At 58.1% G+C, this 12,820-nt stretch carries 11 protein-coding genes; 9 read left to right on the top strand and 2 right to left on the bottom strand.

Annotated features, from left to right (window positions below):
- Positions 1–105 precede the first annotated feature (105 nt).
- The 4 genes from ACTF58_RS04905 to ACTF58_RS04890 are packed head-to-tail and all read left to right on the top strand — an operon-like array spanning position 106 to position 5,831.
- Positions 106–2,037: an extracellular solute-binding protein gene (locus ACTF58_RS04905; RefSeq protein ID WP_438990849.1), complete on the top strand. Its 1,932-nt coding sequence runs from the start codon at positions 106–108 to the stop codon at positions 2,035–2,037.
- 4 nt (positions 2,038–2,041) lie between these two features.
- On the top strand, positions 2,042–3,124 hold the full coding sequence (locus tag ACTF58_RS04900) for a microcin C ABC transporter permease YejB (RefSeq protein ID WP_438990848.1): 1,083 nt from the start codon (positions 2,042–2,044) through the stop codon (positions 3,122–3,124).
- On the top strand, positions 3,124–4,230 hold the full coding sequence (locus tag ACTF58_RS04895; RefSeq protein ID WP_438990847.1) for an ABC transporter permease: 1,107 nt from the start codon (positions 3,124–3,126) through the stop codon (positions 4,228–4,230). Before ACTF58_RS04900 ends, ACTF58_RS04895 begins: the two co-directional genes overlap by 1 nt.
- Positions 4,227–5,831 carry an ABC transporter ATP-binding protein gene (locus tag ACTF58_RS04890; RefSeq protein ID WP_438990846.1) on the top strand — a complete coding sequence of 535 codons (1,605 nt, stop codon included), beginning with the start codon at positions 4,227–4,229 and terminating at the stop codon, positions 5,829–5,831. The genes ACTF58_RS04895 and ACTF58_RS04890 overlap by 4 nt, the downstream gene beginning before the upstream one ends.
- Before the next feature lie 134 nt (positions 5,832–5,965).
- Here ACTF58_RS04890 and hemN read toward each other — a convergent pair whose 3' ends face one another.
- Positions 5,966–7,321: an oxygen-independent coproporphyrinogen III oxidase gene (gene hemN, locus ACTF58_RS04885; RefSeq protein WP_438990845.1), complete on the bottom strand. Its 1,356-nt coding sequence runs from the start codon at positions 7,319–7,321 to the stop codon at positions 5,966–5,968.
- A 66-nt stretch (positions 7,322–7,387) separates the two neighbouring features.
- On the opposite strand from hemN, the gene fnrL reads away from it, so the two are divergent.
- Positions 7,388–8,134, top strand: a complete 747-nt coding sequence (gene fnrL / locus ACTF58_RS04880) for a transcriptional regulator FnrL (protein ID WP_438990844.1) — start codon at positions 7,388–7,390, stop codon at positions 8,132–8,134.
- A 139-nt stretch (positions 8,135–8,273) separates the two neighbouring features.
- Here fnrL and ACTF58_RS04875 read toward each other — a convergent pair whose 3' ends face one another.
- Positions 8,274–9,113 (bottom strand): universal stress protein, encoded by an 840-nt coding sequence (locus tag ACTF58_RS04875; RefSeq protein WP_438990843.1) that lies wholly within the window; start codon positions 9,111–9,113, stop codon positions 8,274–8,276.
- A gap of 194 nt (positions 9,114–9,307) precedes the next feature.
- On the opposite strand from ACTF58_RS04875, the gene ccoN reads away from it, so the two are divergent.
- Genes ccoN through ccoP form a run of 4 tightly spaced genes read left to right on the top strand, consistent with a single transcriptional unit; the run spans position 9,308 to position 12,746 of the window.
- Entirely contained in the window at positions 9,308–10,912 is a 1,605-nt protein-coding gene (gene ccoN, locus ACTF58_RS04870; protein WP_438990842.1) for a cytochrome-c oxidase, cbb3-type subunit I, read from the top strand.
- Between the two features lie 13 nt (positions 10,913–10,925).
- Positions 10,926–11,654, top strand: a complete 729-nt coding sequence (ccoO, locus tag ACTF58_RS04865; RefSeq protein ID WP_438990841.1) for a cytochrome-c oxidase, cbb3-type subunit II — start codon at positions 10,926–10,928, stop codon at positions 11,652–11,654.
- 12 nt (positions 11,655–11,666) lie between these two features.
- Positions 11,667–11,867 carry a cbb3-type cytochrome c oxidase subunit 3 gene (locus tag ACTF58_RS04860; protein ID WP_438990840.1) on the top strand — a complete coding sequence of 67 codons (201 nt, stop codon included), beginning with the start codon at positions 11,667–11,669 and terminating at the stop codon, positions 11,865–11,867.
- Positions 11,868–11,870: 3 nt separating this feature from the next.
- Positions 11,871–12,746 (top strand): cytochrome-c oxidase, cbb3-type subunit III, encoded by an 876-nt coding sequence (ccoP, locus tag ACTF58_RS04855; protein WP_438990839.1) that lies wholly within the window; start codon positions 11,871–11,873, stop codon positions 12,744–12,746.
- Positions 12,747–12,820: the final 74 nt, after the last annotated feature.

Below are 12,820 nucleotides of genomic sequence, written 5' to 3'. Positions count from 1 at the left end.
GGCCTATCACGAATTCTCAACTTGAATGTCATGGGTCTTGGAAACTAGGGTGGGACAACTATAAATAAGGCCTGACGGGTTTGTTTGGCTTTGGGAGGCATTGGTATGACGGGATCACGCAGAGGCGCGGCAGCGGTGGCCGCAGGGCAGATCAGAGATATAGCGTCTCTGGCGCTTGTGAGCTTTGTATTTCTGGCGGCCTCGGCGCTTGTGCTGCGCGCGGAGAGCGAAATCATCAAGAGCCACGGCTATTCTTACTTTGGCAAGCTGAGCTACCCAGAGGATTACACACATTTTAGCTATGTGAACCCTGATGCGCCCAAGGGCGGGGAAATCTCTATCGCGGTGGCGGGCACGTTTGACAGCATGAACCCTTACACCCGCAAGGGCCGTGCTGCGGCGCTGTCTACCGTTGGATACGAATCGCTTTTGGGCTCGGTTCTGGCCGGCTCGGGGGCGCTGCCTGCGGATGTGGACGGGGAATACTACGGCCTGCTCGCCCATACGCTTGAATACCCCAAGGACAAGAGCTGGGTTGTTTTTCATATGCGCCCTGAGGCCAAGTTTTCGGACGGCAGCCCTGTGACAGCGCATGATATCGCCTTTAGCCACAATCTTTTGCTGGATCAGGGGCTGAAGTCTTATGCCGATGCGGTGCGCAAGCGCATTCCCAAGGTTGAGGTGATCGACGACCACACCATCAAGTTTTACTTTGCCGAGGGCATCTCGCGGCGCTCGCTGATTGACCAAGTGGGGTTTGTGCCTGCGTGGTCCAAAAAATGGTATGAAGAGAGCGGCGCGCGGCTGGACGAGAGCCGCCTTGAAGTCTCTCCTGGCTCGGGGCCTTATGTGATCGACCGTGTCGATGTGAACCGCTCGGTGATCTATAAGCGCAACCCCGACTATTGGGGCAATGATCTGCCGATCAATAAGGGCCGGCACAACTTTGACAGCATTCGTATCGAGTATTTTGCCGATGCGACGGCGGCTTTTGAGGCATTTAAGGCGGGGTCTGTGACCTATCGCAGCGAGAGCGACCCGAAGCGCTGGGCTACGTCATATGACTTTCCTGCGGTGAATGATGCTTTTGTGAAGCTGGAAGAAATCCCTGACGGGATGCCGCCAGCCAATACGGGCATTATCATGAACCTTGATCGTGAAGTTCTCAAAGACCGCCGCGTGCGCGACGCTGTGGCGCTTGGCTTTAACTTTGAGTGGACAAACGCCTCGCTGCTTTACGGGCTGCAACGCCAGCAGCAGTCTTTCAGCACGGGCACGAAATATGAGGCCAAGGGCGCACCAGAGGGCGCGGAGCTTGCGCTTTTGCAGGGGCTTGCGGCGCAGCCTGACCCCGAGGTTCTGACCGGTGCGCCGCGTATGCCGCACACCTCGCAGAAAGAGCGCCTGAATGATCGCCGCAATCTGCGCGCGGCGATGAAGCTTCTGGACGCGGCGGGCTGGGCTGTGGGCGATGATGGCAAGCGGCGTAATGCGGACGGTGCGCTTTTGAGCCTGAACCTTTTGTTCAACTCGTCTGACACGCCGACCAACAAGGCCTTGGCGGAGAATTTTGTCAGTAATCTGCAAGTGATGGGGATTGATGCGACTTTTGAAGTGGTTGACCCGTCGCAATATACCTCGCGCGAGCGCGACCATGATTATGATCTGGTGCTGGATGGCTATCCTGCGCTGTTTGGTGTGGGCACAGGGCTTCAGCAGCGCTTTGGCTCGGAGGCGGCGAAGCTTTTGTTTAACCCCGCCTCGCTTGCCAGTCCTGTTGTGGACGAGATCATCGAGAAGGCGCTTTTGAGCGAGACGCAAGAGGAAGAAGACATGATGCTGCGCGCGCTGGACCGTGTGCTGCGGCACGAGTTTTTCCTGATCCCGACGGGGTATGTCGCCGATCACTGGGTCGCGTATTGGGACCAATACGGGCGGCCAGAAACGATCCCGCCGTTTGCTTTGGGCACGCTTGATTTCTGGTGGTATGACGCCGACAAGGGCGCCAAGCTGAAAGAGCAGGGGGCGCTGAGGTAACCTTATGGGTGCTTATGTCCTGCGGCGCTTGCTGCTGATTATTCCAACGCTGTTTGGCATTATGCTGATCAACTTTGCGCTCACCCAGTTTGTTCCGGGGGGGCCTGTGGAGCAGGCGATTGCGCGCGCACAGGGCGAGGGCAATGTCTTTGGCAGCTTTGCGGGGCAGGACGGCTCGGAAAGCACGCTGGGCACGGGCGCGAGCGAATATGTCGGGGCGCGGGGCTTGCCGCCCGAGTTTATCGCCGAGCTTGAGCGCGAGTTCGGCTTTGACAAGCCGCCTCTGGAGCGGTTTTTCCTGATGCTTGGCAATTATATGCGGTTTGATTTTGGCGAGAGTTATTTCCGCTCGGCGACTGTGATCGAGCTGATCAAGGAGAAGCTGCCTGTGTCGATCACGCTTGGGCTTTGGTCGACTTTGATTGCATATATGATCTCGATCCCGCTCGGTATCCGCAAGGCTGTGAAGGACGGGACGCCCTTTGACACTTGGACAAGTGGCGCGATTATTGCGGGCTATGCGATCCCCGGATTTTTGTTTGCGATCCTTTTGCTGACGCTGTTTGCGGGCGGCTCTTATTGGCAGATTTTCCCGCTGCGTGGGCTGACCAGCGACGACTTTGAGAGCTTAAGCGCTTGGGGCAAGGTCAAGGATTATGCGTGGCACATTACGCTGCCTGTGCTGGCTTCTAGCATCGCGGGCTTTGCGACGCTGACGCTTCTCACGAAGAACAGCTTTCTGGACGAGATGAAAAAGCAATATGTGATGACCGCGCGGGCCAAGGGGCTCAGCGAGCGGGCGGTGCTTTATGGGCACGTGTTTCGCAATGCCATGCTGATCGTCATTGCGGGGTTTCCTGCGGTGTTTATCGGGGTGTTTTTTGGCGCGTCGCTGATCATTGAGACGATCTTTTCGCTGGATGGTCTCGGGCGGCTTGGTTTTGAGGCGGCTGTGGCGCGGGATTATCCTATCGTCTTTGGGACGCTGTTTATCTTCGGGCTGATCAGCCTTGTGGTCGGGATCATCTCGGACCTCATGTATGTGCTTGTTGATCCGCGGATCGACTTTGAACGGAGGGAGGGATAATGGCTCTTTCGCCGATCAATGCGCGCCGTTGGCGTAATTTCAAGGCCAACCGCCGCGCGCTTTGGAGCCTTTGGGTCTTTTCGGTTCTGTTTGTGATGAGCTTGTTTGCCGAGTTTCTGGCCTATGACAAACCCATTCTGGTGAACTATCGCGGCCAATATTATGCGCCGATCTGGAACTTTTATCCAGAGACGGAGTTTGGCGGGGATTTTCAGACCGAGGCGGTGTATCGCGACCCTGAGGTGCGCTGTCTGATCGCCTCGGGCGGGCTGGAAGACTGCTTTGACGACCCTGACGGCATCCTTGAAGAGATTGCTGCGGGCACATTTGCCGTCGAGGGCTTTGAGAAGGGCTGGGCGCTTTGGCCGCTTATCCCTTATTCGTTTGATACGGCTGTCGAGCGCCCCGGGGCTGCGCCTTTGCCGCCCAATGGCGAGAACTGGCTTGGCACCGACGCAACCAAGCGCGATGTGATGGCGCGGGTCATTCACGGCTTCCGCCTCTCGATCCTGTTTACCCTGATTGTGACGGGTCTGGCCTCGATCATCGGGGTCGCGGCGGGGGCTGTGCAGGGGTATTTTGGCGGCTGGATTGACCTTGTTTTTCAGCGGATCATCGAAATCTGGACCTCAACGCCGCAGCTCTATGTGATCATCATTATGTTTGCCATTCTGGGGCGCTCGTTCTGGCTATTGGTGTTTCTGATGGTGCTGTTTGGCTGGATGTCGCTTGTGGGCGTTGTGCGGGCTGAGTTCTTGCGGGCGCGCAACCTTGAGTATGTGCGCGCCGCAAAGGCGCTGGGTGTGGGCAACACAACGATCATGTTTCGTCATATGCTGCCCAATGCGATGGTCGCGACGCTGACCATGCTGCCGTTTATTGTGACGGGGACGATCTCGTCCTTGGCGGCGCTGGATTATCTCGGCTTTGGCCTGCCCTCGAGTGCGCCGAGCCTTGGCGAGCTGACGCTTCAGGCAAAGCAGAACCTTGAGGCGCCATGGCTGGCCTTTACCGCGTTTTTCACTTTTGCCGTCATGCTGTCGCTGCTGGTTTTCATCTTTGAAGGCGTGCGCGACGCGTTTGACCCGAGAAAGACTTTCCGATGAGTTTGCTAAACGTCAAGGGCCTCACAGTGACCTTCCGCCAAGACGGCAAGGCCAATCAGGCTGTCAAAGGGGTGAGCTTTTCTGTCGGGCGCGGGGAGACTGTTGCGCTTGTGGGGGAGAGCGGCTCTGGCAAGTCTGTGAGCGCTTTGAGCACGGTGGCTTTGCTTGGCGAGAGCGCCGAAGTGGGCGGCTCTGTCACCTACGACGGGCAGGAAATGATCGGAGCGAAAGACAGGCTTTTGCGGCAAGTGCGCGGCAACGATATCAGCTTTATCTTTCAGGAGCCGATGACCTCGCTCAACCCCTTGCACACGATTGAAAAGCAGCTTGGCGAGAGCCTTGAGCTGCATCAGGGCCTCACGCGGACAACGGCGCGGGCGCGTATTCTGGAGCTTTTGGAAAAGGTCGGCATTCGGGATGCGGCACGCCGCCTCAGCGCCTACCCTCACGAGCTAAGCGGCGGTCAGCGGCAGCGCGTGATGATTGCTATGGCGCTGGCGAACAAGCCTGACATTCTGATTGCCGATGAGCCGACCACGGCGCTGGATGTGACCATTCAGGCGCAGATCCTTGAGCTTCTCAACGAGCTGAAGGAAAGCGAGAACATGGGGCTTTTGTTTATCACCCATGATCTGGGGGTTGTGCAGCGCTTTGCCGACACCGTCTGTGTCATGAAGGACGGTGAGATTGTCGAGCAGGGGCCGGCCAAGGCCGTGTTTGATGCGCCTCAGCATGAGTATACCAAAAAGCTTCTGGCGGCGCGGGCTGTGGGCGTTCCGGCGCCTGTGCCCTCGGGCGCAAGAGAGATTGTGGCGGCCGATAAGCTCCGGGTCTGGTTTCCGATCAAGTCGGGGTTGATGAAGCGCACCACAGGCCATGTGAAGGCCGTAAACGAGGCGAGCCTGTCTGTGCGTGCGGGCGAGACGCTGGGCATTGTCGGCGAGAGCGGGTCTGGCAAGACCACGCTGGCGCTGGCGATCATGCGGCTGATCGGCTCGGAGGGCGGGATCACCTATCAGGGCGAGGATGTGCGCCGCTGGAGCACCAAGAAACTGCGCCACTTGCGCCGCGAGATGCAGATTGTGTTTCAGGACCCGTTTGGCTCGCTCAGCCCACGGATGAGCTGTGCCGAGATCATTGCCGAGGGGCTTGGCGTGCATGGCAAGCCTGAGGGCAAGAGCGCGCGTGAGCTTGTCTCTGAGGTGATGGAAGAGGTCGGACTCGACCCTGCCACGATGGACCGCTATCCGCATGAATTCTCTGGCGGGCAGCGCCAGCGGATCGCGATTGCGCGGGCAATGATATTGCGGCCCAAGCTTGTTGTCCTGGATGAACCGACGAGCGCGCTTGATATGACGGTGCAGGTGCAGATTGTCGATCTGTTGCGCGCGCTTCAGCGCAAATACGGGCTGGCCTATCTCTTTATCAGCCACGATCTCAACGTGGTGCGCGCAATGAGCCACAAGATGATTGTGATGCGTCAAGGCGATATCGTGGAGGCGGGCACGGCGGAAGAGCTGTTTGAGCGACCCCGGACCGACTATGCCAAGACGCTCTTGAGCGCGGCGCTCGAGCTGAAGGCGGGTGGCGCGGCCGGATAAGCTGTTGCGCTGCGCTGGCGCGCATCGCGGGGGGCCTCGCTGCGCTCGGCCCGTTTTAGCCCCGCCCCTCTTGCAGGGAGAGCCCTGCTTGGCGCGCGCTGTGCTGGGATATTTGGAGAAAGAAAAAGGGCTTCTCAGATCGCCGAGCTATGGCCTGCTTTGCTTAGATCATAGGCGTCAAAGGCGCGGGCTATGAGGCGGGTGAGCGGGCGCATCTCTTCGGGGATATAGAGGCCGTCAGCGCTTGTTTTGAGGCGGTTGCCAAAGCGTTTGTTGGCCTCGGCGAGCATCGCTGCCAGTGCGGCGGGCGCGATATCGTGTTCTGCCAGAAGCGCGGCAGAGGACACGCGAAAATCACACATGATCATTTCAATGATACGGCTGCGCAGCTTGTCCTCGGCGGAGAAGACATGGCCACGCGAGGTTGAAAAACGGCCTTCGGAAATTGCCTTGGTATGGGCCGAAGTGGCTGGTGCGTTTTGGGCATAGCCTTGCGGGAAGCGCGAGATCGAGGAGGCGCCAAGGCCAACGAGCACATCGCTTGTGTCATCGGTATAGCCCTGAAAGTTGCGGCGCAGGGTGCCTGCCTTTTGGGCGCGGGTCAGCCCGTCTTCGGGGCGGGCGAAATGGTCAATCCCGATTTCGGCGTAGCCGTCCCAGACAAAGAGCTTGCGCGCGGTTTCAAAGAGATCAAGCCGCTCTTCGGGCGTGGGAAGGGCCTCTGAGGGGATCATCTGTTGGCGTTTGGCCATCCAGGGCACATGAGCGTAGCCATAAAGCGCAACACGATCAGGCGAGAGCGCCAGAAGCTTTTGCACGCTTTCTGTGATCCGAGCTTGGGACTGGTGCGGCAGGCCAAAGAGGATATCGGCGTTGAGGCTTTCCACGCCATGGGCGCGGATCATGTCGATTGCGTCGCGGGTGGCCTCAAAGCTCTGGATGCGGCCGATGGCCTGCTGGATCTGGTCGTCAAAATCCTGCACGCCGATGGAGGCGCGGTTCATCCCTGCGGCAGCGAGCGCATCAAGGCGTGTGCTGTCGATTTCGTTGGGGTCGATCTCGACGGAGAATTCGTAATCTGGCGCAAAAGGCGCCACCGAGGCGATCTCGGCGGCAAGGTCGCGCATCATATCGGCAGTGAGGAGCGTGGGCGTGCCGCCGCCCCAGTGCAGGCGGGACAGGCTTACGCCCTTGGGGAGCGTTTCCTTGAGCAAGGCCAGCTCAGCCTTGAGAACCTCAAGATAGGCGCGCACGGGCGCGTCTTTTTGCGTGCCTTGGGTGCGGCAGGCACAGAACCAGCAGAGCCTGCGGCAGAAGGGGACATGGATGTAGAGCGAAATGGCGCTTCCCTCGGGGATGAGGGTGATCCAGCGGGAGAACATATCGCCAGTGAGAGCAGGGGTGAATTGGGGGGCTGTCGGATAGCTTGTATAACGCGGCACTTTCGCGTCAAATAGCCCCAGACTGGCAAGTTGAGTTTTTGTCATCATGGGGCTAGATTTAGAAGAAAGAGCCTGTATTCACATTGATACAGATCAAACGCGCGAAGTGACGATATGCAAAAAACAGTAACGATTGATGTGCCACGCGACTGTGGAGAATGCCCGATCAGACATAGGGCGGTCTGTGCGCGTTGCGAGAGCGACGAGCTGACACGGCTTGAAGAAATCAAGTATTATCGCTCCTATGAGGCGGGCCAGACGATTGTCTGGTCTGGGGATCGTATGGAATTTGTCGGCTCCGTGGTCAAAGGCGTGGCCTCCCTGACCCAAACCATGGAAGACGGGCGCACACAGATGGTGGGCCTGTTGCTTCCGTCTGATTTTGTCGGCCGTCCGGGGCGCGAGTCTGCGGCCTATGATGTGGTGGCCACGAGCGATCTGGTCATGTGCTGTTTTCGCAAAAAACCGTTTGAAGACATGATGATACGGACGCCGCATATTGCGCAGCGCCTGCTCGAAATGACACTTGACGAGCTTGACGCCGCGCGCGAGTGGATGCTTGTTTTGGGCCGCAAAACGGCGCGTGAAAAGATTGCCAGCCTGCTGAGCATCATCGCCCGCCGCGATGCGACGCTCAATCTCGCGGGCGTGGATGGACCGCTTGAGTTTGATGTGCCACTGACGCGGGAAGCGATGGCGGATTACCTCGGCCTCACTCTTGAAACCGTGAGCCGTCAGGTCAATGCCCTCAAACGCGACGGCGTCATCGACCTTGTCGGCAAGCGCCATGTGATTGTGCCAGATTTTGACCGCCTCTCCGAAGAAGCGGGCGATGATTCAGACGGTGGTATGCTGAGCTGACCGTCTTTTGACGGCTGGCCCTTTTTCTTTCTAAAAATATCCCAGGGGGTCTGGGGGACTGGTCCCCCAGCTTGGCTGGGGTCTGGGGGACTGGTCCCCCAGCGGGTCGGAGTGCACGAAGTGCAATCCGAAACCGTCTTTAATGCGCCATCAAGACAGGCAGCTTGGACTGCTCCAGCATATAGCGGGTGGCACCGCCGAGGATGGCTTCGCGAAAACGCGAGTGGCCATAGGCGCCCATGACGATCAGATCGGCACCCAGATCGCTGGCGTGGCGCAGGAGCACATCAGACACACGCGGCATGGTTTTTGACAGGACGTCAATTTCCACATGGACATCATGGCGCGCCAGCCAGACAGAGAGCAGCCCGCCGGGATCAGAGCGGTTTGGGCCGTGTTTGGGCGGGTCGATCACGACGACGTGCACGTTTTTGGCCTGTCTCAGGATCGGCAGGGCCGCGCGGATCGCGCCGAGGGCTTCGTCGCTTTCGTTCCAGCCGATGATCACTGTTTCATAGGGGCCAGAGGGGGGCCGCTTTTCGGGCACAACGAGCACAGGCACACGCGCCTCAAAGAGGCAGGCCTCCACCAGCGCTTCCTGTTCCTGTCCGCGGTCTTCGCCATAGGGCGTCGGCAGCACGGCGATATCGGCAAAGCGGGCGCGTGCGGCCACGTGACGGCCGATGTCGGGGAGTTGAGCGACGCCATGGTCACAGCTCCAGCGCAGCTCTGTATGGCCCAGTTCGGCCTCAGTGAGCGCTTTGAGGGCGAGGCCCTCGTCACTGGCTTTTTCGATGACTTCCTGAAGGATCATCGCATTGGCACCGGCGTAGTAATAGCCGGTCTGGCTGCGGTCGACGCCGAGGCAGAGCGCCTCAAGGTGAGCGTCATAGGTGCGCGCCATTGAGCCCGCATGGGCGAGCATAGGCTTTGCAAGGCTGTCCTGAGACAGGGCTGTAAAGATTGTTTTAAAGGACATTTTTTCCTCCGCCGTGAAATTCGGCTTCACCCTAGGCTTTGGCGGGCCATTTTTCTTTGAACCAGATCAACAAATTTGGAGAGGCTTCTTGATGCAGATCAAGGCAGCTATCTGCTGCTCGGAGGAAAACGGACCCAGGAAAATCGCCCTGATGCGCGAAAGAATCGTGCGCGGGTAAGACGAAGGGACGAAACATGGGTAACTACATCAAGCTGGTTGTGCTCGGAATCATTGCGCTTTTTGCGCTGATTGCGACCAACTATGCGCGTGACCTGGCTTATTTGGTCAACGCGTTGACGGTAGCGCTCGTTGCAGGTGGACTTTTCATCTGGACATTGCGCAGAACAGGGGAGCCGGCCAGCACGGTCGATCTTTCCGGCGAATATATGGACGGCGTGGTGCGCGCTGGCGTGATTGCGACGGCGCTTTGGGGCGTTGTCGGCTTCCTTGTTGGGGTCACAATCGCGTTTCAGCTGGCGTTTCCAGCGCTCAACTTCGAGTGGGCGCAGGGCTTTGCCAACTTTGGGCGCTTGCGGCCGTTGCACACAAGCGCGGTTATTTTTGCCTTTGGCGGCAACGCGCTGATTGCGACGTCGTTCTATGTGGTGCAGCGCACAAGCGCGGCGCGCCTTTGGGGCGGCAATCTGGCGTGGTTTGTCTTCTGGGGCTTCCAGCTGATGATCGTTCTGGCAGCCACGGGCTATGTGCTCGGCGCGACGCAATCAAAAGAATACGCAGAACCTGAATGGTATGTGGATTGGTGGCTGACCATTGTCTGGCTCGCCTATCTTGCGGTTTTTGTCGGCACGCTCGTCAAGCGCAAGGAGCCGCATATTTATGTGGCCAACTGGTTTTACCTCAGCTTCATCATCACCGTTGCGATGCTTCATGTTGTCAACAACCTGAGCATCCCTGTCAGCATCTTCGGCTCCAAGTCGGTTCAGGTGTTCTCGGGTGTGCAGGATGCGATGACACAGTGGTGGTATGGCCATAACGCCGTGGGCTTCTTTCTCACAGCGGGTTTCCTTGGCATGATGTATTACTTCATTCCAAAGCAGGCCGAGCGCCCTGTCTTCTCATACAAGCTGTCGATCATCCACTTCTGGGCTCTGATCTTCATCTATATCTGGGCGGGTCCACACCACCTTCACTACACAGCCTTGCCTGACTGGGCCTCGACGCTGGGTATGGTGTTCTCGATCGTGCTCTGGATGCCGTCATGGGGCGGGATGATCAACGGTCTGATGACGCTCTCTGGCGCGTGGGACAAGCTGCGCACCGATCCGATCATCCGTATGATGGTTATCTCGGTGGGCTTCTACGGGATGTCCACATTTGAAGGTCCGATGATGTCGATCCGTGCTGTGAACTCTCTGTCACACTACACTGACTGGACAATCGGCCACGTGCACTCAGGTGCGCTCGGCTGGAACGGTATGATCACCTTTGGCGCGCTTTACTTCCTTGTGCCCAAGCTCTGGAACCGTGAGCGCCTTTATAGCTTGCGTCTTGTGAGCTGGCACTTCTGGCTCGCCACAATCGGGATCATTCTTTACGCGGCCTCGATGTGGGTGACGGGTATCATGGAAGGCCTGATGTGGCGCGAAGTTGATGCCAACGGTTTCCTTGTGAACTCGTTCGCGGACACGGTGAGTGCGAAGTTCCCGATGTATGTTGTGCGTGGCTTGGGCGGAACCCTGTTCCTCGCTGGTGCAGTCATCATGTGTTACAACCTCTGGATGACGGTCAAACGTTCGCCGGCAGTCGATGCCACGAACCAGCTCGTCCCAGCAGAATAAGGAGGGATAGAGAATGGCTATTCTTGACAAACACGGCGTCCTTGAACGCAACGTTACGCTTCTTGCGATCTTTGCCTTCCTTGTTGTGACTGTTGGCGGGATTGTGCAGATTGCACCGCTCTTCTGGCTCGAAAACACCATTGAGGATGTGGAGGGTATGCGCCCTTACACGCCTCTCGAGCTGGCAGGGCGGGATGTCTATATCCGCGAGGGCTGCTATGTCTGCCACAGCCAGATGATCCGCCCGATGCGCGACGAAGTGGAGCGCTACGGCCATTATTCACTGGCGGCGGAGTCACAGTATGACCACCCGTTCCAGTGGGGCTCAAAGCGGACGGGGCCAGACCTTGCCCGCGTTGGCAACCGTTACTCGGACGAGTGGCACGTTGACCACTTGCGCGATCCGCAATCTGTTGTGCCTGAATCTGTCATGCCCAAATATGGCTTCCTCGAAAACAAGATGCTCGAGGGCGAATATATGGGCGATCTTCTGAAGACACACGCTTTTGTGGGTGTGCCGTATAACGAAGAGATGGTGGCGAGTGCGCAGGCCGACTTCCTTGCGCAGGCCGACCCTGACAGCGACTATGACGGCTTGCTTGAGCGCTATGGTGAAAACGTCAATGTGCGTAACTTTGACGGCCAGCCCGGTGTTTCGGAAGCGGATGCGCTGATTGCTTATCTTCAAATGCTTGGCACGCTGGTCGACTTCTCGACCTTCACTGCCGATGCAAGCCGCTAAGGAGGGGTCACTATGGAAACCTATTCACTCTTGCGGCAATTTGCAGACAGCTGGATGCTTTTGGCTTTGTTCACCTTCTTTGTCCTGATGATCCTCTGGGTGATGTTTCGCCCGGGGGCGAGCAAGACCTACAGCGATGTGGCGAACATTCCGTTCCGGCATGAAGACAAGCCTGCGCCAGCCCAGACTTCTGGCGGCGAAAAGGAGGCCTAAGACATGGCAAAACAACCTGTGAAAAAAGAAGATCCTTCAACCACCGGCCACAGCTGGGATGGTATTGAAGAGTTCAACAACCCTCTGCCGCGCTGGTGGCTCTGGATTTTCTATGCCTGTATCGTTTGGGCGATCTGGTATTCCATTGCTTATCCAGCCTGGCCGGGGATTAAGTCTGCGACGGCTGGCTACTTGGGCTATTCGACGCGCGCCGAAGTGGCGGCGGATATTGCCAAGGTCGAGGCACAGAACGCGGCGATCAACGAAAAGCTCGCCTCGGTCGAGTTGGCCTCGATTGCAACAGATCCCGAGCTGGAAGGCTATGCCAAGTCAGCGGGCGCGGCTGTCTTCAAGACATGGTGTGCCCAGTGTCACCAGACCAACGGTGCGGGCGCTGTCGGCTACCCGAACCTGCAGGATGATGACTGGCTCTGGGGCGGCACGATGGAAGACATCCATCTGACGCTTCTGCACGGCATTCGCAGCGAGACAGACGATGATTCACGTTATTCGGAGATGCCAGCCTATGGCCGCGACGAGCTTCTGGAAGAAGAAGAGATCGAACAAGTCGTCAACTATGTGATGTCTCTGACGCCGAATGTGAACCCGCCCAAAGACCCCTCATTGGTAGAGGCTGGTGCCGTTATCTTTGAAGACAATTGCGCGGCCTGTCACATGGAAGACGGCTCGGGCGACCGCTCACAAGGCGCGCCGAACCTTGCGGATGCGATCTGGCTCTATGGCGGCGATTATGCGGCGATCAGCGAGACGGTTCACAACTCACGCTTTGGTGTGATGCCGGACTGGAACGAGCGCCTCTCCGAGGCACAGATCCGCGCCGTGGCAACATATGTTCACCAGCTTGGTGGTGGTGAATAACAAGTTCTGAGGGCGTTCGCGCCCTTGGAAGAGACACCGGCGCTTCCGTCCTGTTCGCGCGTTTCCTGGAAGTC

Source organism: Lentibacter sp., from assembly GCF_965657785.1.
GTDB lineage: Bacteria > Pseudomonadota > Alphaproteobacteria > Rhodobacterales > Rhodobacteraceae > Lentibacter.
This window is presented reverse-complemented; position numbering and strand designations above follow the sequence as displayed.